Genomic DNA, 23,578 nt, shown 5'->3' with positions numbered 1-23,578 from the left:
ACGATCTTCGGGGTGGTTCCCAGTCTGCCGAAGATCGCCGGCGGCCTGCCATGTCTCGTTCGTCTCAGGCAGGGTGTCTCAGGGGAGCGTGTCCAGGAACGGCGCGTGCGCGTTCTGGAACGCCCAGCCCGAGAAGTGGTCCCAGTTGATCGACCACGTCATGAGCCCCCGCAGGCCCGGCACGGTGCCGCCGCGCAGGGTGTAGCCGCCGCAGCCCGTGCCCTTCGCCAGGCAGGTCAGGGCGGTCTGCACGTCGGCGGGGGCGGTGTAGCCGTTGCCCGCGTTGACGGTCGCCGGGACGCCGAGCGCGATCTGGTCGTCGCGCAGGCCGGGGAAGAACGCACCGCCGGCGACGGGGAAGCCGGCCTTGAGCATGTCGGTCATCGCGATGTGGAAGTCGGCGCCGCCCATGGTGTGGTACTGGTTGTCCAGGCCCATGACCGGCCCGGAGTTGTAGTCCTGGACGTGCAGCACGGTCAGCGAGTCGCGCAGGGCGTTGATCACCGGCAGGTACGCGCCGGTGCGCTGGTCACCGGCCGACGAGCCGCCGTAGAACTGGTAGCCGACCTGCACGAAGAACGTCTCGGGCGCCATCGTGAGCACGAACCCGCTGCCGTAGCGGGATTTCAGCGTTTTGAGGGCGGAGATCAGGTTGACCACGACGGGGGTGGTCGGGTTGCGGAAGTCGGTGTCGCCCGCGTTCAGCGACAGCGAGTGGCCCTCGAAGTCGACGTCGAGCCCGTCGAGGCCGTACTTGTCGATGATCGCGGAGACGGAGCTGACGAACGCGTCGCGCGCGGCCGTGGTGGTGAGCTGCACCTGGCCCTTCTCGCCGCCGATGGAGATGAGCACCTTCTTGCCCTGCGCCTGCTTCGCGCGGATCGCCGCGATGACGTCGGCGTCGCTCTCCACGCCGGCGCATTCGGTCGCCGGGCAGCGGTTGAATCGGATGTCGCCGGACGTGGGCGTGGTCGGCTCGCCGAACGCGAGGTCGATGATGTCCCACGCGTCGGGAACGTCGGCCATGCGGACGTAGCCGGAGCCGTTGGCGAAGCTGGCGTGCAGGTAGCCGATGAGGGCGTGCTTCGGCAGGCCGGCGTTGGTGCAGCCTCCGGTGCTGCCCGAAACGGTGGCGCTGCGCGGCGACTCCCCCGCCGTGTTGTACGCGGCGATCGTGTAGCTGTGCGAGGTGCACGGCGACAGCCCGGTCAACGTCGCCGAAGTGCCGGTGACGGTCGTGCGCAGCGTGCCGTCCTCATAAACGCGGTAGCCGGTCACGGTGCCCGCCGGCGCGGTCCACGTCAGGCCGATCGACGTGCTGGTGACCGCGCCGAGCTTGGGCGCTGCCGGCGCGGCGGGTGCGCCGGGGGTCCCGCCGCCCGGGCCGTCGAGGCTGACGTCGTCGGCGTAGTAGGTGCCGCCGCCGTACCAGCCGTGCAGGTAGAGCTGCGCGGACGTCTGGCTCGCGCCTGTGGTGAACGACAGCGCCAGGCGCGTGTAGTCACCCGAGCCCGTCCACGTCGAAGGCCCTCCGGTGACCCCCAGGTACACCGGATTGCCCCGCACCCACGCCTCGACGGCGTAGGTCATGTTCGGCCGCACGGACACCGTCTGGCTGCACTGCCCGGTGTCCGCCGCGGACGCCGTCACGGCCAACGCCCCCGCCCCCGAACGCACCGGCGAGGCCACGGTGACCGCCCCGCCCGCACACTCCCACCCGGCCGTCGACCCGGCGTCGAACCCGGGGTTGACCAGCAGGTTCGCGGCCCCGGCACTGCCGGGCACGGCCACGAGCCCACCCAGGGCCACGGCGAACGCGGCCAGGAACACGGACAGTCGGGAACGCCTCATCGCGTACCTCCGGCTTCGGCGGGGAGATGCCTATTGTCTGGACCAATGTGCGAAATGTCCAGACCACTTCCCGAAGCCCACCCGGACGCCGAGCCGCGGCCGGGGCTTCCCCCGGGCACGGGGGCTAGGTAGAGTTCTTGCATGGCCGGTCCCCGGATGACCCTCCCGACCCAGCTGGTGCTCCACGCGCTGCTGCGGGAACCCGCCCAGGAGCTGTACGGGCTCGAGATCTGCGCTGCCGCCGGGCTGCCCAGCGGCACGATCCACCCGATCCTCGCGCGCCTTGAGAAGGCGGGCTGGCTGCGGTCGCGGTGGGAGGAAGCGGATCCGTCGGAGGCGGGCCGGCCGCGGCGGCGCTACTACCGGCTCGACCCCGACGGCCTCGAGGCCGCGCGGGAAGCGTTGCACCGCGCGGAAACCTCGGCGCGCGCGTTGACGCGGCTGCGCCCGGGCCTGGCCGGGGATGCGCGGTGAACCCGCCGCTCGACTTGCTATTGGGGCTGGACCGGATGCTCGGCCGGACCCACGATCGCGTCGCGGCGACGCTGCTCCCCCACCTGAGCAGCTCGCACCGCGTGATCGACCTGCCGCTCGTCGGCGGGCGGCTGGACGACCTGTGCCGCGAGCTCGACGTGACGGGCGACCTCGCGGGCGCCGCCGAGCTGGGACCCGCGCTCGGCAACGCCCGCGCCTACGCGTGGCGCGCGCTGGCGCTGGTCGGCGAGGGCAGCGGGCGCGACGACCACGACCTTGCGCGCCGCTGCGTGATCGAGGTGGTGGACCAGCTCTGCGCGGCGCGCACGGACGTGGCCGCCGTGCTCTGCGACCACGGGTTCGGCTCGTGGAGTCCCCGCTGGCGCGGGTGGGCGGGACCGGCGGCGAGCCCGGCGCAGGTGATCGCGTTCTCCCGCGTGACGGCCACGTGCGCGGCGGCGCTGCTGCCGGCCGGGAGCCGGGCCGAGTACGCCGAGCTGTTCCTCTCGGAGCTACACGACCTCGCCCGGACCAGGAGCGGCCGCTGGGCGCAGATCCGCTACGCGTGCCGGGTCCTGGTGCGCGCACCCCGGCTGCGGCGCGCGCTGGGCTGAGCCCCGGCGGGTCGCCGGTGACACCGGTGAGCGGGCGAAATAGGCTGAACCCCGTCCGAAGGTCCACGAACGGAGAGTGCCGGCTGATGTCCGACAGCTACACCGCAGCGATCGTCCCCTCGCCCGAGGCCGGGGTGCGGCTGCGCCCCGAGGGCGGCGAGCTACCGACCGACGCGAACGACGTCAACCTGCTCGGGATGGCCATCGCGCTGGCGCTCGGGCGGGCCGGGTACGAGCACCACCCCGAGCCGCGCGACCCGCAGCTGCAGACGCTCGACGCGCTCATCGCCGGCGACACCGTGATGCCGTGGCTCCGGCCCGGTGGCGCGACCGACGAGCAGCAGCTCACGTGCACCCGCGGCGCCGGCGGCGCGTGGCGCTGCGAGGTCAAGCCCGCCTGATCCGAGCCGGGGAGTCGTCCGCGGCACGTTCGAGCGGCGGCCTGTTCCCGAGCGGGGCCAGAACCAGGAGCCCCACCCGTGCCCACGCGTCGGCCTGGTCAAAACGGGCCGCGTTGCTGCCCGCTCTCACGGCGAACCCTGTCCCCATTGGTCTGGACCTGTTAGCGTCCGGCGGTCTTCTTCCCCCGTCGAAGGGAAAACGATCGTGCTGAGACGTCTGGTCACGGCCGGGGCCGGGGTGGCCCTGGTGCTCGCCTCGCTCGCGGCGCCGAGCTCGGCGACCACACTGGCACCTACCCCAGCCGCGGCGAACCACGGGCAAGACCACAAGGTCATGGCCTACTTCGCCGACTGGGACGTGTACGCCCGCAATTACCACGTCAAGGACATCGAGACCTCAGGCTCCGCCGCGAAGCTCACCCACATCAACTACGCGTTCGGCACCGTCTCCGCGGGCCAGTGCGCGTTCGGTGACGAGTGGGCCGACGCCGATCAGCCCTACGACGCCGCCACGAGCGTCGACGGGCAGGCCGACAGCGCGGAACCCGGCGCGTTGCACGGCAGCTTCAACCAGCTCCTGCAGCTCAAGAAGCTGCACCCGAACTTGAAGATCCTGTGGTCGTTCGGCGGCTGGACGTTCTCCCCCGGCTTCACCGAGGCGGCCAAAGACCCCGCGAAGTTCGCGGACTCCTGCTACGCCCTCGTGAACGACCCGCGCTGGGCCGGGCTCTTCGACGGCATCGACGTCGACTGGGAGTACCCCAACGGGTGCGGCCTCGAGTGCGACGCCAGCGGCCCGGACGCCTTCACCAAGGTCGTCCAGGCGCTGCGCGCCAAGTTCGGGAAGCAGCTCGTGACCGCGGCGATCACCGCGGACGGCACGCCCGGCGGCAAGATCGACGCCACCGACTACGCGGGCGCGAGCCGCTACCTCGACTGGTACAACGTGATGACCTACGACTACTTCGTCGCCGGCGCCACCCCGACCGGTCCCACGGCGCCGCATTCGCCGCTGCGGTCGTACTACGGCATCCCCACCGCGGGGTTCTACGCCGACGCCGCCGTCCAGAAGCTGCGTCGTGACGGCGTGCCGTCGGCGAAGCTGTTGCTGGGCCTCGGGTTCTACGGCCGCGGCTGGGACGGCGTCACGCAGAAGCAGCCCGGCGGCACCGCGACCGGCCCGGTGAAGGGCACCACCACGGGTGAGGACGGCGTGGAGAACTACAAGGTCCTCAAGACCACGTGCCCGTCCAACGGTCTCGTCGCCGGCACCGCTTACGCGAAGTGCGGCTCGCAGTGGTGGAGCTACGACACTCCCGCGACGGCGTCGGCCAAGGCCGGCTACGCGAAGTCACAGGGGCTCGGTGGCGTCTTCGCGTGGGAGCTCTCCGGCGACACCACGAACGCCGAACTGCTCACCGCGATCGCCCGCTGATCGCCGCCGGGGCCCGGGCCACGAGCCCGGGCCCCGGTGAAAAGCCCGTCGTTGTCCGGTTCGGGCGGCTCTGCAAATACTGGGTGATGCCCGAAGACCCCGCCGAAGTCATGGCCGCGCGCGTGTTCGACGCCGCCGTCGCGACTTCCGACGTCATCGCCATCGCGCTCGGCGACCGCCTCGGCTACTACCGCTCCCTCGCCGGCGGCGACCGCACGCCCGCCCAGCTCGCGGAGACGACCGGCACTGACGAGCGATGCGCCCGCGAATGGCTCGAACAGCAGGCGGTGTCGGGGTTCCTGGAGGTCACGGGCACCGACACCGAACGGCACTACCGCTTCGCCCCCGGCGCCGAGACGGTGCTCGCCGACGAGGACTCACTCGCCTACCTCAGCCCGCTCGCGCGCCAGCTCGTGAGCGCTGCCGGGCACGTGCCCGAGGTCGCGGAGGCGTTCCGCACCGGCCACGGCTTCCCGTGGGCAGGCTACGGCGCCGACATGCGCGAATCTCAGGCGGCGCTCAACCGTCCGGGTTTCCTGCACCTGCTGGCACCCCAGTGGTTGCCCGCGATGCCCGACGTGCTCGCACGCCTGGCCGACGGACCGTCGCGCGTCGCCGACATCGGCTGCGGTGGCGGCTGGGCCGCGATCGCCCTGGCGCGCGCATTCCCCCAGACCCACGTCGACGCGTACGACCTCGACCAAGCCTCGGTGGATCTCGCCCGGACCAACGTCGCCGAAACCGGCCTCGCCGACCGGATCACCGTGCACCGCCAGGACATCGGCACGGTCGAGGCCGAGCCGTACGACCTCGTGATGGCCTTCGAATGCCTCCACGACCTGCCCTACCCCGTCCAAGCGCTCGCGGCGATGCGCGGCCTCGGCGGGACGGTGCTCGTGGCCGACATGAAGGTCGCCGACGAGTTCACCGCACCCGGCGACGCCGTCGAGCGGCTGATGTACGGGTTCAGCGTGTCGATCTGCCTGCCCGACAGCATGAGCAGCCCGAGCTCGGCCGCCACCGGCACCGCGATCCGCCGCTCGACCGTCGAGGCCTATGCGCGCGAAGCCGGGTTCGACCGCGTCGAGACCCTGCCGATCGACCACGACATGTGGCGCTTCTACCGGCTGGGCTGAGCGTTCACTGGATACGCCGCTCCACGCCGGCCCAGGCCTTCTCGCGCAGCACGTACTTCTGGATCTTCCCGGTCGACGTCTTCGGCAGGTCCCCGAACGTCACCGACTTCGGCGCCTTGAACCGTGCCAGCCGCTCGCGCACGAACTCGACGATCTCCGCCTCCGTGGCGCTCTCACCGTCGCGCAAGGTCACGTACGCGGCGGGCACCTCGCCCCAGCGCTCGTCCGGCACGGCCACCACGGCCACCTCCAGCACGGCCGGGTGCTCGGCGATCGCCTGTTCCACCTCCACCGACGCGATGTTCTCACCGCCGGAGATGATCACGTCCTTGCTGCGGTCGCGCAGTTCGACGTAGCCGTCCGGGTGCACGACGCCGAGGTCGCCGGTGCGGAACCAGCCGTCGGGCACGGCGGCGCGCGTCGCTTCGGGATCGTCGAGGTAGCCGAGCATGACGTTGTTGCCGCGCAAGGCGATCTGGCCGATGGTGGCGCCGTCGGCGGGGACGTCGGTGCCGTCGTCGGCGATCACGCGGGCGGTGCAGGAGATCATGTTGCCCACGCCCTGGCGGGCCTTGAGCCGCGCCTGTTCCTGCTCGTCGAGCGCGTTCCACTCGGGGCGCCAGTCGCAGATCATCGCCGGGCCGTAGGTTTCGGTCAGGCCGTAGAGGTGCGTCACGTCGAAGCCGAGCTCGCTCATGCGGCGCAGGATCGCGGGCGACGGCGGCGCTCCCCCGGTGGCGACGCGCACCGTCGTCTCGACCGGTGCCGCTTCCGGGGCGTAGGCGAGCATCGACAGCACGGTCGGCGCGCCGTTGAGGTGCGTCACGCCCTGTTCGCGGATGAGCTGCCACACCCGGGCGGGCTCGACCTTCGGCAGGCACACGTGCGTGGCCGCGGCCGCCGTGACCGCCCACGGGAAGCACCAGCCGTTGCAGTGGAACATCGGCAGCGTCCACAGATGCACGGACGAAGGCGACAGGCCGGTGTGCCCGACCATCGCCAGCGCCTGCAGGTACGCGCCGCGATGGCTGTACAGCACGCCTTTCGGCCGACCGGTGGTGCCGGAGGTGTAGTTGATCGACAGCACGGACCGCTCGTCCTCGGGCATGATCGCCAGCGGCTCGGCGGCCGCGAGCAGCCGTTCGTACTCCTCGCCGGTGCGGATCCGGCGCGGCTTTTTGCCCGGCAGCAGCCCGACTGCGTCCTCGACGAGCTCGTCGAACACCGGGTCGTGCACCAGCACTGCCGCTCCCGAGTGCTCCAGGATGTAGGCGATCTCCCGCGCCGCGAGCCGCGTGTTCACCGCGACGAGCGGCACGCCCGCCCACGGCACCCCGAAGTTGGCCTCGAGGAGAACGTGGGTGTTGGGCGCCAGCACGGCCACCGGCCGCCCGTCCGCGAGCGGCGCCAGCGCCCCGGCGAGCCGGCGGCACCGCTCGTGCAGCTCCGTGTAGGTCCAGCGGTCTTCACCGTCGACGACGGCGATCCGCTCGCCGTGCGCGGCCGCTGCGCGGTCGAGGTAGGCGGTCGGGGTGAGCGGCTCGTACGACAGGGTGCTGATGGAGTCCACGGATTCCTCTCCCGGCTTCGGCGACGGTGCCGCAGCAGAGAATAGGCCGCGCTCAGCCTCCGAAACCGGGAATGTGAGGCACGAGTGACTCCGGCGGCGGTCCGGGCGGCCCCGAAACCAGCTGCACGACGGCCCCGACCGCCGGCGCCCCCGTCAGCCGGACCGCGAGCACCCCGGTCTGCGCCTCCGGCCGCGGCACGTCACCGGAGTAGCACGCCGACCCGCCCCCACCCTCGTAGAACGTCGAGACGCAGCCGGTGGTCAGGTTCCCGGAGCCGCTGCCGTGCGCGCTCTTGAGCTCGTAGTCCACACCGCCGGGCCCGATTCGGGTGATCGACAGCGTGTCGACGTCGCCGCGCCCGCCGGCCGGCAGGTCGACCGGCTTCGTCACGAGCACTTCGCAGTTGCCATCGGCGCAGGCGGCGTAGTTCCGCCCGTCGGCCGCGTTCGGCAGGACCTCACCGGCGGGGTGTGCCTCGCCGGTTGTGCTGGTACTGCAGCCGGCGACCGCCAGCAGCAGCAACGGGGTGAGCCATTTGCGGTTCATGGGGGCTTCCTCCCTCGCGCGCTCGCTCGCGTCGGGAGGAAGGTAATGCCGCGACGGCGGGAGGGGTCCCGGTTCGCGATCGTCCGGAACCCGGCCTGGTGTGCTTGCGCCCAGCCGACCCGACCTGCCGGTGTCACCGACATGCCGCGCGGCGGCGGGCGACTGGCAGCGAAGTCGCCGCCGCAACGACGAGAGGGGCCCCGGTCCGTGATGGACCGGAACCCCTCCTGATGTGCTCGAGGTCAGCCGACCGGGCCGTTGACCGGGGTCACGGAGACGTCGTGCTGCTGGCCGGTCTGGTCCACCACGGTGATGGTGAGCTTGTCGCCCGGGTGGTGGGTGTCCATGAGGGTGGTGAGTGCGGTCGCCGAGTCGACGGCCTTGCCGTCGACCGCGGTGATCACGTCGCCGCCCGCGAGGCCGGCCGAGGCGGCGGGGCCGCCCGCGACGACGTCCTGGATCTGAGCGCCGGTCGAGCCGCCTTGGGCCTGGCCCTGGCCGCCCTGGGCCTGGCCGCCCTGGGCCTGGCCCTGGCCCTGGCCGCCCTGCGCCTGTCCCCGGCCGAGCCCGCCCGGGGACTGCTGCGCCTGGCCGGCGTCGCTCACCGACACGCCGAGGAAGGCGCTCTGTCCGATGTGGACGGAGTCGGACGACTTGCCGCCGATGATCTGGTGGGCGAGGTCGATCGCCTGGTTGATCGGGACCGCGAAGCCCTGGTGCCCGCCCGAGGTGCCCTGCTGGCCGTCGCCTTCGCCGAGGCCGCCGGCGCCCTGGCCCTGCCCCTGGCCCAGACCGCCGTCGCCCTGGCTGAGGCCGCCGAGACCGCCTTGGCCCTGCCCGAGACCGCCCTGCCCGAGTCCTCCCTGCCCGAGTCCGCCCTGCCCCTGGCCGAGCCCGCCGCGGCCGCGGCCGAGCCCGCCCTGGCCCTGGCCGCCGTTGAACTGGAATCCCTGCGACGCGGCGGTGTCGACGCCGATCACCTGCCCGTTGGCGTTGACCAGCGGGCCGCCGGAGTCGCCGGACTGGATGTCGGCGTCGACCTGGATCAGGTCGGTGAGCTGCTCCGACGAGCTGGCGGACTCGTCCGACGCGGTGATCGACTGGTTCAGCGCGGTGACCTTGCCGGCCGCCACGGCCGGGGTGCCGCCGGCGCCGCCCGCGTTGCCGATCCCGACCACGGCGTCGCCGACCGCGACCGCGGACGAGTTGCCGAGCGTCGCGGTCTTCAGGCCGGAGGCGCCGTTGAGCTTGATCACCGCGATGTCGTGGCTGCGGTCGTAGCCGAGCACGGAGGCGGTGTAGGTCTTGCCGTCGCCGATGTCGGTCACCTTGATGCTGGTGGCGCCTTCGACGACGTGGTTGTTGGTGAGGATCTCGCCGTCGGCGGTCAGCACGATGCCGGTGCCCGCCGCGGCGGCGCTCTGGTAACCGAGTTCGGTATTCACGTCGACCAGGCCCGGGTCGACTTTCGTCGCGATCCCGTTGGGGTCGATCGACGTGCTCGACGTGCCCCCGGGAGGTGCCACGGACCCGAAGCTCTGGTTGCCCCCGGCGGAATCCGAGCCGGGCGTCCACACGAAGTGCCCGATGCCCAGGCCGAGCACCACCGAAAGCCCGATGGCGCCGACAGCGATCGCCGCGCTGCGCATCGGCCGCGGCGGCCGGTGGTACGGCGTCTGCGGGAACTGCTGGGTGCCCGGGTGCTGGCCCCACGCACCCTGCGGTGCCCAGCCTTGGTTGTAGCCGGCGTACGGGCCGTAGTGACCCTGATGACCCGGGGTGCCCGGTTGACCCGCTGCGCCCGGCGTGCCCGGCTGACCCGCTTCACCCTGCTGTCCGTACTGCCCGTACGCGCCCGGCTGGGTCTGGTCACCGTGTCCGTACGGCCAACCGCCGGTCTGCCCACCGGTCGACCCCGGCTCCTGTTCGCTCATGTTCCTGCTCCAGCCTCGTCCCGCTCCTGGCTACCGCCTCGACCAGAACACACCCCGTACCTGAGATTTTCCTTGCCGGGCTCCGTGGGAAACCTGTGGAGTTCTCCCAGGTTCGGCTGCGGATCGGGTGATTCCTCCCGCAGGCGCCCAAATCGGACTCGCCTGGTGGCCGCGCGCGGCGTTGGTTACCGTCGGGGGCATGGGTGAGCTGATCGAGGACGAGGCACGACGCGCGGCGCGTTTGCTGGACGCGCAGGCCAAGGCCGTCGAGCTGTTCGAAGAGGTCGAGCGGCGCGGGCTGCTCGCGCCTGGCGTGCGCGAGACCGAGGCGAGCAACGCGGTGCGCGACCTCGCGGCCGAGCTGTTCGGCGTGGACCGCTACTGGCACAAGCGAATCGTGCGCGCGGGCGAGAACACGCTGCGGCCGTACCGGGAGAACCCGCCCGACCGCGTGATCGCCGAGGACGACATCGTGTTCGTCGACTTCGGACCGATCTTCGAGGAGTTCGAGGCGGACTTCGGGCGGACGTTCGTGCTCGGCGACGACCCGGTGAAGCTGCGGCTGCGCGACAGCCTGCCCGTGGTGTGGCAGGCCGGGCGCGAGTACTTCGAGGCCCACCCGGACGTGACCGGCGCCGAACTGTACGACCACGTCACCAAGCTCGCCGCCGAGGCCGGCTGGGAGTTCGGCGGCGCGCACTCCGGGCACCTCGTCGGCCAGTTCCCGCACGAGACGATCGACGGCGAGCGGATCGAGTCCTACATCGCGCCGGGCAGCGACCGGCCGATGCGCCGGCCGGACCGCAACGGGCAGACGTCGCACTGGATCCTCGAGGTCCACCTCGTCGACCGCGAACGGCGGATCGGGGGGTTCTTCGAGGAGCTGCTCGACCTCGGCCACGAGCGGTCCGGCGGCGGCTCGGACTAGACGGTGGCCGGTTTGGCGGCCAGCCAGGAGAGCTTGCCGAGCTTCGGCTGCAGGACCGTGTCCACACTCCACACGGATCCGGCGGCCGCGTAGAACAGGCCGAGCGAGGCGAAGATGTAGCCGACGGACGGGCCGAGGTCCGTCATGCCGGGCGCGTCCCACGGCAGGTGGAAGCCTTCGGCCGCCGACCAGATGCCGAACGAGAACACCGCGCTCCCGATGAACACGAGGTTCGAGAACGCCCCGAAGATCAGCCCGAGCGCGATCAGCGTCTCGATCACCGCGGTGCCCACAGCGAACGCCGCCGGGCTCCAGCTCGCGACGGTGTGCCACAGCTCCAGCCACTGGTGCACCACAGGGATGGTGATCTTGTCGGCCTTGCCCAGCTCCTTGCCGAGCGTCTGGCCGTGCACGAAGCCCGGCAGCCACTTGAACGTGGCGTCGATCGCCCACACCACGCCGAACACGATCCGGGCGACGGCAGCGGCGTGCAGCCGCCGGAAGGTGGGGGACACGGAACCCGCGACAGGCGCGGCTTGAGTGACAGGGGTACTCACGGCGAAGGTCCTTTCCGGACTCCAGAGGACTGCCCGGCAGGTCGGGCAGAGTGAGCTTAGGCAAACCTAAGCGAATGTCGAGAGTGGTGTTCCTCTCGGCCTGCGGGGTGAACCTGCGGGGATGTGTCACCGTATGTCGGGGATTTTTCGGTCAAACCGGCCCTCTTCGGACTATTCCGCCCGGCTGCCTCTGCCGTGGGGTGGGGTGCCTCGCCACCACTACACATACCTTTCCCTTGACGGTTTTGGCCCAGGATGACGCCTTTTCGAAGAACTGGGTTTATCCATCCATTTTGAATGTTTTGCACGCCTCTGGTTCCGCACGCGATACGGCGACCCCGAATCGTGACCGAAACGGCGTAACCGCCGGCTCACCACGGCGATATGCGGGTGAACCAATGACCTCCCAGGGGGATTGCATGCGCAGAACCACTTTCGTCGTCGCCGCGGGCGCCGCGCTGGCGCTCGTGCTGACGGGCTGTGGCGCCAAGGGCCAGAGCGGGGCGACGTCGGCCTCCGGCGACAAGCCGGAACTGGGGCTCGCCGCGCCGTTCCAGAATGTGCTGGAATTGTCGTCCGCCTCGAAGCAAGGCACGCAGAAGTCGAAATCAGCGAAAGTCTCGATAGTGGCGAACGCGGCCGGCAAGATGGTCACGGCCCAAGGCGACTACCTGTTCCAGCCGGGAAACATCGAGCTTTCGCTGACCGAGACCGTCGAAGGCCAGCAGGTCGAGCTGCGGATCGTCGACAAGACCCTGTATGTGAAGATTCCGCCGGCCGAGGCGAGCCGATTCGGCACGGACAAGCCGTGGCTCAAGATCACGCCAGGTGCCGACGACGCGCTCTCGCAGGCGATGTCGGGCAGCATGGGTTCGACTTCCCAGGCGAGTGACCCGACCGAGCTGCTCGACCGGGTCGCCGAAGCCGGCCGGATCGTCAGCTCCGACCAGACCACCCTGGACGGTGAGAAGGTGAACCACTACAAGGTGGAGCTCGATCTCGACAAGATTCTGGACAAGTTCACCGCGTTCATGCCGGCCGCGACCAAGGCCAAGCTCGAGCAGCAGGTCAAGGGCAAGCACATCATGCTGCCGACCGAGCTCTGGGTGGACAAGAACCAGCTCCCGCGGCAGATCACGATGGACGAGACCGCGCTGACGCAGGCCGAGGGCACGGGCGGCGCCGGTCTGGGCAAGACCACGCTCAAGTACAGCGACTGGTGCGCCCCCGTCACCATCACCGCTCCGCCGGCCGACCAGATCGCGGACATGAGCGAGATCGTGAAGAAGATGGGTGGCTGATCGCTTCCACCGCTGCGCAGGGCGCCTCGACAACCGTCGGGGCGCCCGACCTCGATCGCGGAGTTCGTCCCAGCACCTGCTCCTGCCAGCCGGCCCGGAGCGGGCTGCTTCCGGGCAGCAGCCCGCCGCGTGATGAGGCCACGCCCTGACTATCGCCGGCTCACGAAGGAGCACAGTGGACACCAGACCGCCGGTGCCGGAGCGGAAGCGCGGGCCGTATCCGTTGACTGAGGAGGGGGTCTCGGCACTGCTGGGCCGTTACGAGTTCCACGACTCCCTCGTCCGCCGCGTCGTCGTTGATCAGGAATGGGGCGTGCCGGCAAGACGGGTCGTCCGGCTCGTGATCGACGCCAGGGTTCTGAGCGAGGGTGCCCGCTGGGAAGATCTCCGCTGGGAAACGGTGTCCCTGGACCTGCTCGACGTGCGACGGTTCCGCATCGACGAGAACGTCGAGGGATCGTGGATCCTCTACGATCCGCCGCAGTTCACCCGCTTCGACGGCCTGCTGCAGGTCGACTTGTGCGCCGAACGCTTCGGGAACCTGCACCCGGAGAACGCCGAGGAGGTCTTCGACGGCTCGGCGTTGGTCTTCGCAGCGTCCGGCGGTACCTGGAGCGCCCTGCATCCCTGGGATCAATAGGTCTTGTCCGCCGGCGATGGCAGGCAGGGGGGTCAGGACGCGGCGACCTCACCCGGCAGCGTGCCGTCGAGGTCGGTGAAGGCGTAATGCGTGGCGAGGTCCGTGGTGGTGTGGACGCGGCCCGAGCGGGTGAGCACGGCGGGGTCCGCCGCGAGGGCCGCGACGCCGCGGCCGACGAAGCGCGGGGACTCCGCCGCGGCGAGGTCGAACTCGCCGGCGCCCGGGATGTCCAGGACGGTGCGGCCGTCGGGGGTGGCGCGGCCGGCGAAGGCGAGCAGTTCGGTGCGCACGAGGCCCGGCCAGATCGAGACGGCCGCGACGCCGCGGTCGCGCAGTTCCAGCGCCATGTCGGCGGTCATTTTGTCGACCGCGGCTTTGCCGACGCCGTAGACGGTGTTCTGCTGGTACGCCGCCGCGCCGGAGGACGAGATGTTGGCGATCAGGCCGCCGCCCGCGGTGAAGAGGAGCGGGGCGGCGAACACGCTGGCGACGTAGTGCGAGCGCGCGCCGATGCCGAGGACCTCGTCCCACGCGGTCAGCGGCAGGTCCCAGAACGGCCGGTTCAGCCAGGCCGCCAGGTCGGGCGCGGAGAAGACGTTGTTCACCAGCACATCGAGCCGCCCGGCTTCCTCGGTGACGCGCGCGAAGACCGCCTCCACCTGGGCGTCGTCGTGGTGGTCGCACCGCACGGCGATGCCGGTGCCGCCCAGGGCGGTCACCTCGGCGGCCGTCTCGGCGAGCGTGCCGGGCAACGGCCCGGGTTCGGCGGTGCGGCCCGTGACGTACACCGTCGCCCCCGCCGCACCCAGCTCGAGGGCGATGCCCTTGCCCACGCCCCGGGTCGCGCCCGTGACCACCGCGATCTTGCCCGCCAAAGGTCCGTTCATGATCCCGATCTAACCCTCGCCCCCGGATCTCAGCGAACGACTGGCCTGGGAAGGCACGCTTCCTGCCCGCCCGCACCGGCCACCTCGGACCCCGCAAGCCACCGAACCGCGACCAGCCTCCCCGCCGGCTCCGACCTCGCGCTTCCCGCCTGACGGCACCGGCCGTATCGGACCACGGTGAATCGCCGAGCACGAAGCTGCGCTTCCGGACCCCCACGCCGGACTGCGGCAAACCTCAGCGGTGGGAATTGGCACTTCCTGTCTGCCGGCAGCGGCCACAACGGACTGTGGAGCCGCCGAGCGCGAAACCGCGCTTCCGCCCGCACCGGCCCGCGGTCAACCGCCGAGCCGCGCTCCTCGGGCAGCCGCGCCGGGCACGCCGGATTGCGGCAAGCCGCCGGCGTGGGAAGGGGCGCTTCCTCTCGTCCGGAACCGGCCACAACGGACTGTGGAAAGCCGCCGGACCGCGAAAGCGAAAATCCACCCTTGCGCGCCGGACCATGCCGAGCCGCCGGCCCCAAGCGCCCTTCGCAACCCACCCGCACCACGGCGGGGCCGGTCCACTTCGGACCGGCCCCGCCGCAATCACCAAACCCTCAGTACCGGAACTGCTGCAGCTGCCTCCCGTCGTACGAAGGCACCCAGCCCGTGCGCGTCGCCGGGTCGAGTTGGACCGAGCGTTCGGTGAGCGAGTTGTATTCGCCGCCGAAGGGGCCCGATACGAAGTTCAGCCCGGACACCACCGACAGCTGCTTGCCGGTCGCCAGGTCGATCACCGCGAGCTGGCTCGTCGCGTTGTTGTCCGTGATCACGCCGCCCACCTTGCCAAACTGCGAGATCACCGGTGGCGTGCGGAACGCGACGAGGCCGAGGTGGTGCACCCCGTCCACGGCGAGGAACGCCGCCTGCTGCTGGCGCACGGTGTACGAGTCCCCCGCCGTCAGCGTGTCGCCCGCGATCGAGCCCAGCGAGGTGGTGCCGACGATGTTGAGGCTCACCGAGCGGTACACCAGCTGGTACAGCTTGTTCGCGCCGTCGTCGTAGGCCATCGCGTTCGCGCAGATGCTGCCCGCGCCCGACAAGGTCGTCGCGCCCGAGTCGAGGTCGACGCTCGCCATCGAGGCCGCGCCGCCGCCGAAGCAGATCGGGCCGCCGCCGGTGCGGGCGAGGTAGACCACCCCGGTGGCCTGGTCGAGCTCGATCATCTTGAACGCGCCCGCCACAGCACCCGGCGGGTCCGCGAGCAGCGGCGTGCCGAGCGCGCCGTCGGCCAGCGTCAGCGGCAGGACGAAGTCGGTGTTGTCCGCCGTCCGCTTGGCGAGGATCGCCACGCGGTGCCGGGTCGCGTCCACGCGGCCGCCCTGCACCGAGTAGCCGTCCGCGGTCACGGAAGCCACCCGCTGCAACGACGTGGTGTCGTACGTTTCCAGCGTCCACCCGGCGTTCGTGAAGTGCAGCAACGCCAGCCGGTGCGCGGCAGCGTCCGCGCCGAGCACCTGGTAGCCGCCGTCGCCGGACGCGTCGGACGTGAGCACCCGCCCGTACGTGCCCTTCACGGCGTCGTACTCCTGCACCGACTCACCACCGCCGGGCGTGCGCAGCGCGGCGTACGACATTCCCTGGGCCGCCGCGGCGAAACTCGTCACCACGGTGTTGCCGGGCGCGTAGCCGTCGTCGACCGCGAGGAACGACGTCGGCGACGCCTGGCCGAGCACCTTGCCGTGGCTATCGGTGGCGAGCACGCGCACGTCGTACGCCACCGAACCACCCAGCCCGAGCTTCACCGCGTCCAGCTTCGCGACGCCGTTGCGCGCCGGGAGCTGTTGATAAGCAACGGATCCCGCGCTCGGGCCACCCTGGTCGCGCCGGTCGCCGTTGGCGTTGGTCACGGTGTTGAGCGAGTTGTACAACGTCGGCGCGGGAGCCGACACCTCCACCGCCGCACCGGTCGCACCCGGCACGCCGCGCACGTCGTAGCCGAGCGAGAACGCCGGCGCGGCCCGGGTGATCTCCGCGAAGTGCCCGGAAGTCCCGCCCGCCGTGAGGATCGGCGCGTCGGGCCGCTGCACCGCGCCACCGATGCGGATCGCGGCGAACTCGCCGTACGTCGGGTCACCGGCGGTGCCGGTCACCGAACGCTGCACGATCCCGATGCCGTAGATTCCGGCACCGCCGGCGAATGCCGAAGCCGGCACGACCACGTCACCGGAGGTCGCGGTGATCGGCGCGACGAACCCCGTGCCGAACAGCGGCGCGCTGACCGGGTTCCAGTGCCCCAGCGTGGACACGACCACCTGCGGGTTCGACAGGTTCCGCACGCCGGTGAGATCGTAGTGCACTCGCACTTCCTTGCCCACGGCCACGGTCGCCGGCGCCACCGGGGCGAGCGCCTCGGCGTAGGTGCCGTCAGTCGGGCCGAAGGTGAGCGTCTGCGCTGCCGACGCCACCACGCGGTGCCCCGAGCGGACCTCGAAGGTGACGGGCACCGCACGGTCCTCTGTGGACACCACGGGAAGTCCCGCTGCCGCCAGGATTTCCTTCGGGCTCAGCCGCACGGCGGGCACGGCCGAGGTGAACTCGTGGCCGTGGATCTTCACCGCGTAGGTCGCGCTCGCCGGAGCACCCACCACGTCGGCGCCGACGGTAACCGGGCCGACCAGCCCCTCCCCCGTGCCACCGGTGTCGAGGTCGATGCGGCCGCCGTCGGCGTTCTCGGTGAAGGAACCGCCGAGCCCGCCCACCGTCACGCGGTGCGCCACGGAAACCCTCGTGACCGCCGGGTCACCACGACGATCACCGAGCACCGACTGCACGGCCGCGGTCACGTCGATCTGCGGACCGACCGTCACCGGGCGGTCCATCTGCGGCGGCGACGCGACCGGCCGCGCCGTGTGCTGCAGGACCGACCGGACGTCGGCCGGGCTCAGCGAGCGGCCGGCCTGCTTCGCCGCCTGCAGCACCACCGCCGCCGCGGCCGCGGTCATCGGCGCGGACGCCGACGTGCCGCCGTTGAGCACCGGCGTCACGTCCTGCGCGCCGCCGCGCTGCGTGTGCTCCACGACGAGGATGCCGTCGCTGGGCGCGGAAACGTCCACGCGCGTGCCGAAGCCCGAGGAGAAGTTCCCGGCTCCGTCGGTGCGGGTGGTGGCGAAGGTCGGGTTGTGCGCGGCCGGGCCACCGGCTTGCTGCGGCACGGCGAGCGTGTCGTCCAGCGTGGTGCCACCGACCGCGATCGCGCCGCTGTCGACCACCTTCGTCGGTGTGGTGGAGAACTGGTCGTCCGCGATGTCCGTGGTGTCGCGGGCGTCCTTGGTCACGTCGGTGGGCGTGCTGCCGCCGTCCGGGCCGACCGCGGCCGGGGTGTAGAGGCGCGTGCCGTCGTTGGAGGAGATGGTGACGACGATGTGGTACTGCTTCACGATCGTCGAGATCACGGCTTGCGCCACCGGGTCGTCTTCGAGGTAGCGGCCCGGGAAGCCCGCGCTGTCGGTGCCGACGCCGAGGCTCGCGGTGATCACGTCCGGCCGCGGCGTCTGGCGCGCGGCGGCCAGCAGCGCCACGGAGATCTGGTCGAGGGTCGGCTCCTGCGGCACCACCAGCCGGTACTGCGCGCCGGGCGCGATGCCGAGCAGATCGGTGAAGCCGTCGCCCTGAGCGCCGGCGCGCTGCGCGTCGTGCGGCAGCGGGGCCATCACGCCGAAGTCGAGCAGCACCTCGCCGAGCGCGGGGTCCTCGTTCTCCACGGACCCGAGCGGGTCGAGCCGGCCCGAGGAGTCGGCGGTGTAGGTGGGGATCAGCGGCATCGACGGCACGTCGAGGTAGCGCTGGCCGCCCTGCACGACGGTGGTCGGGCCGTAGTTGCGGACGTAGGTGTCGCCCGCGTCGGCCATGCCCTGGTCAGTGAGGTCACCGAGGGAGACGTTGGTGATGATCTCGCCGCTGCCCGGGAGCTTCCCGTGCAGCAGGCTGTACGCGCCGAGCGCGTTGGTGCCGCCCGCGTTGAGGTAGCTCTGCGCCGACGACGTCACGCCGTAGTTCGAGGGCAGGCCGGTCGGCGGCTTTTGGTGCGCCTGCGGCAGTTTCGCGGCTTTGACTGCCGGCTGGGGCAAGGGCACGGGGCCGGTGGACATCGCCGAAACGCGACGGTCGGGCTGCGCGCTCTCCACACCGGGCGTGGCGGCGAGCTTCTGCACGGCGGCGTCAGTGTGCAAGTTGTCGGCCAGGTGCACCAGCACGGTCTTGGCCAGCGTGGGCACGTCGGTGGCGTCGGGGAAGACCGGTTCGACGGAGGTCGCGCCGACCGCGGACAGGGCCGCGTTGACGCCGTTGTCCGACGTCTTGGCCGCGCGGCGACCGGCCGCGAGCGGTGCGCCGGTCACGGCGGTGGACGCGGCGAGCTGCACGAGGACGTCACTCGGCTGCTCGGGCGTGGCGCCCTGGGTGAAGGCGGCGCGCACGGCGTCGTCGGTCGGGGCCAGCGAGCCGAGGGCGGAAGTGCCCTGCGGCAGCGCGAGCACGGTCTTGCCGAGTGTTTTGCCGTGGGCATCGGTGCGGGTCGCGGTGCCGTCGGGGGCGACGGTGATGGCGCCGCCGTCGGGCATCGCGACGTGTCTCGACGGTGGTGGCTGATCGGGCTCGGGTGCGGCGGTGGCCGGTGCGACGGCGAGACCGGTGAGGGTCACGGCTGCGGTGACAGCGGTCAGGACACGGCGAAACGGGATCGTTCGGGCGCGGGGCACCTGGCTCCCTTTCGGGTCGGGGGGACGGGGAGTTCACAGGGTCGTTGGCGGGGAAACACTGTGCGGTCGGCCAGTGATCGGATCAATTTCCCAGCCGTGGTAGCGGTGGCGCAAGATAGCCACCATGACCAATAGTCGCCAGGTGGCGGGTTCCCGCCAGCAGCTGCGGGACCTCGACGCGCTCGGCGTCCCGGCCACCGACGCGCGTGTCTACACGGCACTGCTCGGCCATCCGCGCACTCGGGCCGTGGACCTGGTGGAACAATGCGGACTTTCCGCCCAGCAGGTGGCGCGGGCGCTCTCGCGACTCACCGCGAGCGGCATGGCGAGCCGGGTGCCCGGCCGCCCCCCGCGCTACCTCGCCGCAGCCCCCGACATCGCACTGGGTGCGCTCGCGGCCGAACGCGCGGCCGAGCTGCGCAGCGCCCGCGCGGCGATCGAGGACCTCATGGCCGTGCACCGCGAAGCCAGCCGGTTCACCCACCCCGCCGAGCTCGTCGAGGTCGTGACCGGCGCGGAGAACATCGACGTCCGCGTGCGACGGCTGCAGGACGAAGCCCGCACGCAGATCCGCGGGTTCGACCGGCCACCGTACGTCAGCGTGCCCGGGGAGAACCTCGACCTGGAACGGCAGCGGCTCAAGGCCGGCATCGTCTTCCGCGTGATCTACGACCGCGAGGCGATCGCTTTCCCCGGCCGGCTGCAGAACGACATCCTCGTCAGCGGCACCCACGGCGAACGCTCGCGCGTGCGCCCGCAGCTGCCGATCAAGATGGTGATGGCCGACGAGGAGGTCGCGGTGATCCCGATCAGCTCGTCACCGCACGTCGTGGACGCGGCCTACATCATCCACGCCTCGGCCTTGCTCGACGCGCTCGTCACGCTGTTCGAAGCGGAGTGGGACCGCGCCGTGCCGATGGGCGAGGCCTTCACCGACCCGGCCCCGGATCGCGATCCCGAAACGACGACACTGCTCACCTTGCTCGCCGCCGGTCAGACCGACGCCGGCATCGGCCGCGCCCTCGGCTGGAGCCCCCGCACCACGCAGCGGCGCGTGCAGCGGCTGATGACCGAGCTCAACGCCACGACCCGATTCCAGGCCGGCATGAACGCGAAAGCTCGCGGCTGGCTTTAGGTCCACAGAACCGCGGACGTGGTTCCGGCCCGAGCCGAGGCTTCCCGCCGCCGCAACGGAAAACCCCGGCCCGGGCCAGGTCTGATCACCCCGGGCGGCCGGTGTCCGGAGCCTCGCCCGGCTCGCCGCAAGTCGAGCCGGGCGAAGCCGCGGAGATCCGCGCCCGCCTGATCTCCGCCCGCCGCCGCGGCCCGAATTCGCGGAGGCGTCCGGTGGCGTGAACCGCCCGGGTGAAACGTCCGAAGTGGACGCTCAGCTCACGTGCACGTAGTCGACCACGAGCTGCTGCGGGAACTGCGTGCCACCGTCCGGGTCACCGGGCCAGTCGCCGCCCACGGCGAGGTTGAGGATGAGGAAGAACGGATGGTCGTAGACCCACTTGTTGCCGTTCAGGTCGGCCGGCGTGCGCGTCTCGTAGGCGTTTCCGTCCACGGACCACACGATCTTGTTCGTGGACCAGTCCACCGCGTAGGTGTGGAAGTCGTCGGAGAAGTTCGGCCCGTTGTAGGCCGCGCCGATGCCGTTGGCTCCGGAGTAGCCCGGGCCGTGGATCGTGCCGTGCACGGTGTTCGGCTCCTTGCCGATGTTCTCCATGACGTCGATCTCGCCGTCCGTCGGCCAGTTGCCGCCGCCGAGCATCCAGAAGGCGGGCCACATGCCCTGCCCGCGCGGGAGCTTCATGCGGACCTCGACGTGGCCGGAGCTCGTGGAGAACTTGCCGGACGTGTTGAGCCGCGCCGAGGTGTATTCGCACGGGCCGTACCAGCAGTTGTTGCCCGAACTCTCCTTCTTCGCCGTGATCACCAGGTGGCCCTGACCGTCGAGCGCCGCGTTGGCCGCACCGGAGGTGTACCACTCGCGCTCGTGGTTGTTCACGTTGTCGCCGGTCTCGTAGTTCCACTTCGAGCCGTCGGCCGGGCTGCCCGCGGGCCCGTCGAAGTCGTCGGTGAAACTGGCGGCGGGCGCCGCGCTGCCGGCGGGCGCGACCGCGAGGGTCAGGCCGGCCGCCATCGCCAGAGCCGCCGGAATCGCCAGCAGCCGCCACCGGGCAGACGTCTTCAGAGACTTCATCGTCGTCATCCCTCGTCACTCGAGGGGCGGCCTGGCGGCGCCACCCCGGGTTTGTTGTGGATCACAACAAAGCTAACCCGCGGCAACGTTCACCGACAAGAGCAAACGTGAGGAATTTTCCGACAGCCTCACTCGGCGGTAACCGTGGCCTCCTCCAGCAGCCACAGGACACCGTTCGGCGGCAGCTGCAGCACGGCCGATGCCGGCAGCCCGTGCCATGGCTTGGCGACCGCCTCGACCGCGCCCAGGTTGCCGACCCCGGACCCGCCGTAGACCTCGGCGTCGGTGTTCAGCAGCTCGGTCCAGCGCCCGGCGGCGGGCAGGCCCACACGGTAGTCGTGGTGCGGCACGCCCGCGAAGTTCGCAATGCACGCCAGCCGCGAGCCGTCGGAGCCGATGCGCAGATAGCTCAGCACGTTGCCGGCCGAATCGTTGGCGTCGATCCACTGGAAGCCCTCCGGCCGCACGTCACCGCTGAAGAGCGCGGCCGTGGACCGGTAGATGTCGTTGAGCCGGCGCAGCAGGTCCTGCACCCCGCGGTGCAGCGGCTGCTCCAGCAGGTGCCAGTCGAGCGAGCGCGACTCCGACCACTCCCGCGGCTGCCCGAACTCGCCGCCCATGAACAGCAGCTGCTTGCCCGGGTGGGCCCACATGAAGGCCAGCAGCGAACGCAGGCCCGCCGCCTTGTTCCAGTCGTCGCCCGGCATGCGCTGCCACAGGGAACCCTTGCCGTGCACCACTTCGTCGTGCGAGAGCGGCAGCACGAAGTTCTCGCTCCACGCGTAGACGAGTGAGAACGTCATCTCGTTGTGGTGGTACGCGCGGTGGATCGGCTCGTGGCCGAGGTAGCGCAGCGTGTCGTGCATCCAGCCCATGTTCCACTTGAAGCCGAAGCCGAGCCCGCCGAGGTGCGTCGGCCGCGTGACGCCCGGCCACGCCGTGGACTCCTCGGCCACCATCACCACACCCGGGTGTCGCCTGTAGACGGTCGCGTTCAGCTCCTGCAGGAACCGCACGGCGTCGAGGTTTTCGCGGCCGCCGTACTCGTTGGGCAGCCACTCGCCGTCCTTGCGCGAGTAGTCGAGGTAGAGCATCGACGCGACGGCGTCCACACGCAGGCCGTCGAGGTGGAACTCCTCCAGCCAGTACAGCGCGTTGGCCACGAGGAAGTTGCGCACCTCGTTGCGGCCGAAGTTGAACACGAGCGTGCCCCAGTCGGGCTGCTCGCCGCGGCGCGGGTCCTCGTGCTCGTAGAGCGGGCTGCCGTCGAAGCGCGCGAGCGCCCAGATGTCGCGCGGGAAGTGCGCGGGCACCCAGTCCACGAGCACGCCGATCCCCCGCTGGTGCAGGTGGTCCACGAGGTAGCGGAAGTCGTCGGGCGAGCCGAATCGCGAGGTCGGCGCGTAGTACGAGGTGACCTGGTAGCCCCACGAACCGCCGAAGGGGTGCTCCGCCACGGGCAGGAACTCGACGTGGGTGAAGCCGGTGTCGCTCACGTAGTCGGCGAGCTGGTCGGCCAGCTCGCGGTAGTTCAGCCCGGGCCGCCACGAGCCGAGGTGGACCTCGTAGACGCTCATCGGGGCGTCGGCCCAGTTCGTCGCCTCGCGCCGCGCGGTCCACTCGTCGTCGGCCCAGGTGTAGGCGGACTTCGTGACCTTCGACGCGGTCGCGGGCGGCACCTCGGTGGCGAACGCCATCGGGTCGGCCTTCTCGTGCCAGTGCCCGTCGGCCCCGAGGATCCGGAACTTGTAGCAGGAGCCGACCGGCACGTCGGGCACGAACAGCTCCCACACGCCCGACGAGCCGAGCGAGCGCATCGCGTGCCCGCGGCCCTCCCAGCCGTTGAAGTCGCCGATCACCCGCACGCCGCGCGCGGTCGGCGCCCACACCGCGAACGACACGCCTTCGACCGCGCCGTGGGACGTGTCGTAGTCGCGCACGTGAGCGCCGAGGACGTCCCACAGCCGTTCGTGGCGGCCCTCGCCGATGAGGTGCAGGTCGAGCTCGCCGACGGTGGGCAGCCAGCGGTACGGGTCATCGGTGACCACGGTGTGCCCGTCGTAGTCGACCTCGAGGCGGTAGTCGCCGGGGTGCTCGGGCAGCGGAGACGCGAACAACGCGTCGGCCACGCGCTCCAGCGGGAACCGCCGGTCCGCCGTCAGCACGGAGACGGACTTCGCCCCCGGCACCAAGGCGCGCGCCACGACAGTGCCGGGGCTCGTGCTGCCGATGCCCACCGTGCCTTGGGCGTGCACGCCGAGCACCGAGTGCGGGTCGTGGTGCGAGCCGGCCAGCAGCCGGTCGATGTCCTGCGGGGACGGAGCCGCCGCGGGCAGATCCCGGGAAACCGCGTTCACG

17 protein-coding genes and 1 pseudogene are annotated in these 23,578 nt (G+C 71.3%); 9 read left to right on the top strand and 9 right to left on the bottom strand.

Annotated features, from left to right (window positions below; all coding sequences use genetic code 11):
* Positions 1-78: 78 nt before the first annotated feature.
* Complete coding sequence (locus ABZU76_RS12160; protein WP_354867912.1) at positions 79-1,851, bottom strand: glycoside hydrolase family 18 protein; 1,773 nt, start codon at positions 1,849-1,851, stop codon at positions 79-81.
* Between the two features lie 141 nt (positions 1,852-1,992).
* Here ABZU76_RS12160 and ABZU76_RS12155 point away from each other — a divergent pair, with 141 nt between their 5' ends.
* The 5 genes from ABZU76_RS12155 (at position 1,993) to ABZU76_RS12135 (ending at position 5,911) form a co-directional block, all read left to right on the top strand.
* Complete coding sequence (locus ABZU76_RS12155; RefSeq protein WP_354867909.1) at positions 1,993-2,325, top strand: helix-turn-helix transcriptional regulator; 333 nt, start codon at positions 1,993-1,995, stop codon at positions 2,323-2,325.
* Positions 2,322-2,939, top strand: coding sequence for a hypothetical protein (locus ABZU76_RS12150; protein ID WP_354867906.1), 618 nt, complete (start codon positions 2,322-2,324; stop codon positions 2,937-2,939). The genes ABZU76_RS12155 and ABZU76_RS12150 overlap by 4 nt, the downstream gene beginning before the upstream one ends.
* A gap of 86 nt (positions 2,940-3,025) precedes the next feature.
* Positions 3,026-3,340 (top strand): hypothetical protein, encoded by a 315-nt coding sequence (locus ABZU76_RS12145; RefSeq protein WP_354867903.1) that lies wholly within the window; start codon positions 3,026-3,028, stop codon positions 3,338-3,340.
* A 208-nt stretch (positions 3,341-3,548) separates the two neighbouring features.
* Positions 3,549-4,775, top strand: a complete 1,227-nt coding sequence (locus ABZU76_RS12140) for a glycoside hydrolase family 18 protein (RefSeq protein WP_354868422.1) — start codon at positions 3,549-3,551, stop codon at positions 4,773-4,775.
* 86 nt (positions 4,776-4,861) lie between these two features.
* On the top strand, positions 4,862-5,911 hold the full coding sequence (locus tag ABZU76_RS12135; protein ID WP_354867900.1) for a methyltransferase domain-containing protein: 1,050 nt from the start codon (positions 4,862-4,864) through the stop codon (positions 5,909-5,911).
* A 4-nt stretch (positions 5,912-5,915) separates the two neighbouring features.
* On the opposite strand, the gene ABZU76_RS12130 is transcribed toward ABZU76_RS12135, so the two are convergent.
* From ABZU76_RS12130 to ABZU76_RS12120, 3 genes are all read right to left on the bottom strand, one after another.
* Positions 5,916-7,472: an AMP-binding protein gene (locus ABZU76_RS12130; protein ID WP_354868420.1), complete on the bottom strand. Its 1,557-nt coding sequence runs from the start codon at positions 7,470-7,472 to the stop codon at positions 5,916-5,918.
* 61 nt (positions 7,473-7,533) lie between these two features.
* The gene (locus ABZU76_RS12125; RefSeq protein ID WP_354867897.1) at positions 7,534-8,028 is read right to left on the bottom strand and encodes a hypothetical protein; all 495 of its coding nucleotides are present in this window, start codon (positions 8,026-8,028) and stop codon (positions 7,534-7,536) included.
* A gap of 242 nt (positions 8,029-8,270) precedes the next feature.
* Positions 8,271-9,962 (bottom strand): trypsin-like peptidase domain-containing protein, encoded by a 1,692-nt coding sequence (locus ABZU76_RS12120; protein ID WP_354867895.1) that lies wholly within the window; start codon positions 9,960-9,962, stop codon positions 8,271-8,273.
* Between the two features lie 199 nt (positions 9,963-10,161).
* Between ABZU76_RS12120 and ABZU76_RS12115 the strand changes: the two genes are divergently transcribed.
* The gene (locus ABZU76_RS12115) at positions 10,162-10,890 is read left to right on the top strand and encodes a M24 family metallopeptidase (RefSeq protein WP_354867893.1); all 729 of its coding nucleotides are present in this window, start codon (positions 10,162-10,164) and stop codon (positions 10,888-10,890) included.
* On the opposite strand, the gene ABZU76_RS12110 is transcribed toward ABZU76_RS12115, so the two are convergent.
* Complete coding sequence (locus ABZU76_RS12110; protein ID WP_354867890.1) at positions 10,887-11,447, bottom strand: hypothetical protein; 561 nt, start codon at positions 11,445-11,447, stop codon at positions 10,887-10,889. The genes ABZU76_RS12115 and ABZU76_RS12110 overlap by 4 nt on opposite strands.
* Before the next feature lie 236 nt (positions 11,448-11,683).
* Here ABZU76_RS12110 and ABZU76_RS12105 point away from each other — a divergent pair, with 236 nt between their 5' ends.
* Positions 11,684-12,748: a hypothetical protein gene (locus ABZU76_RS12105; protein ID WP_354867887.1), complete on the top strand. Its 1,065-nt coding sequence runs from the start codon at positions 11,684-11,686 to the stop codon at positions 12,746-12,748.
* A 175-nt stretch (positions 12,749-12,923) separates the two neighbouring features.
* Entirely contained in the window at positions 12,924-13,388 is a 465-nt protein-coding gene (locus ABZU76_RS12100) for a hypothetical protein (RefSeq protein WP_354867885.1), read from the top strand.
* Between the two features lie 32 nt (positions 13,389-13,420).
* On the opposite strand, the gene ABZU76_RS12095 is transcribed toward ABZU76_RS12100, so the two are convergent.
* Positions 13,421-14,275: an SDR family NAD(P)-dependent oxidoreductase gene (locus ABZU76_RS12095; RefSeq protein ID WP_354867882.1), complete on the bottom strand. Its 855-nt coding sequence runs from the start codon at positions 14,273-14,275 to the stop codon at positions 13,421-13,423.
* 596 nt (positions 14,276-14,871) lie between these two features.
* A complete protein-coding gene (locus ABZU76_RS12090; RefSeq protein WP_354867879.1) occupies positions 14,872-19,014 on the bottom strand; it encodes a S8 family serine peptidase in 4,143 nt (1,380 codons plus the stop codon).
* Positions 19,015-19,138: 124 nt separating this feature from the next.
* Here ABZU76_RS12090 and ABZU76_RS12085 point away from each other — a divergent pair, with 124 nt between their 5' ends.
* Entirely contained in the window at positions 19,139-20,149 is a 1,011-nt protein-coding gene (locus ABZU76_RS12085; RefSeq protein WP_220241828.1) for a helix-turn-helix domain-containing protein, read from the top strand.
* A 255-nt stretch (positions 20,150-20,404) separates the two neighbouring features.
* On the opposite strand, the pseudogene ABZU76_RS12080 reads toward ABZU76_RS12085, so the two are convergent.
* Positions 20,405-21,211 (bottom strand): annotated as a pseudogene (locus ABZU76_RS12080) (glycoside hydrolase family 16 protein); the annotation flags it as partial.
* A 137-nt stretch (positions 21,212-21,348) separates the two neighbouring features.
* Positions 21,349-23,577, bottom strand: a complete 2,229-nt coding sequence (glgB, locus tag ABZU76_RS12075) for a 1,4-alpha-glucan branching protein GlgB (RefSeq protein WP_354867876.1) — start codon at positions 23,575-23,577, stop codon at positions 21,349-21,351.
* Position 23,578: the final 1 nt, after the last annotated feature.

Origin of the sequence: Amycolatopsis sp. NPDC005232 (genome assembly GCF_040607795.1) — a bacterium.
In the GTDB taxonomy this organism is placed as follows: domain Bacteria; phylum Actinomycetota; class Actinomycetes; order Mycobacteriales; family Pseudonocardiaceae; genus Amycolatopsis.
This window is presented reverse-complemented; position numbering and strand designations above follow the sequence as displayed.

Bases quoted from the DNA above. Each gene is read 5' to 3' on its own strand.
- ABZU76_RS12160 (WP_354867912.1), bottom strand. From the start codon at position 1,851: ATGAGGCGTTCCCGACTGTCCGTGTTCCTGGCCGCGTTCGCCGTGGCC.
- ABZU76_RS12155 (WP_354867909.1), top strand. From the start codon at position 1,993: ATGGCCGGTCCCCGGATGACCCTCCCGACCCAGCTGGTGCTCCACGCG.
- ABZU76_RS12145 (WP_354867903.1), top strand. From the start codon at position 3,026: ATGTCCGACAGCTACACCGCAGCGATCGTCCCCTCGCCCGAGGCCGGG.
- ABZU76_RS12135 (WP_354867900.1), top strand. From the start codon at position 4,862: ATGCCCGAAGACCCCGCCGAAGTCATGGCCGCGCGCGTGTTCGACGCC.
- ABZU76_RS12125 (WP_354867897.1), bottom strand. From the start codon at position 8,028: ATGAACCGCAAATGGCTCACCCCGTTGCTGCTGCTGGCGGTCGCCGGC.
- ABZU76_RS12120 (WP_354867895.1), bottom strand. From the start codon at position 9,962: ATGAGCGAACAGGAGCCGGGGTCGACCGGTGGGCAGACCGGCGGTTGG.
- ABZU76_RS12115 (WP_354867893.1), top strand. From the start codon at position 10,162: ATGGGTGAGCTGATCGAGGACGAGGCACGACGCGCGGCGCGTTTGCTG.
- ABZU76_RS12095 (WP_354867882.1), bottom strand. From the start codon at position 14,275: ATGAACGGACCTTTGGCGGGCAAGATCGCGGTGGTCACGGGCGCGACC.
- ABZU76_RS12085 (WP_220241828.1), top strand. From the start codon at position 19,139: ATGACCAATAGTCGCCAGGTGGCGGGTTCCCGCCAGCAGCTGCGGGAC.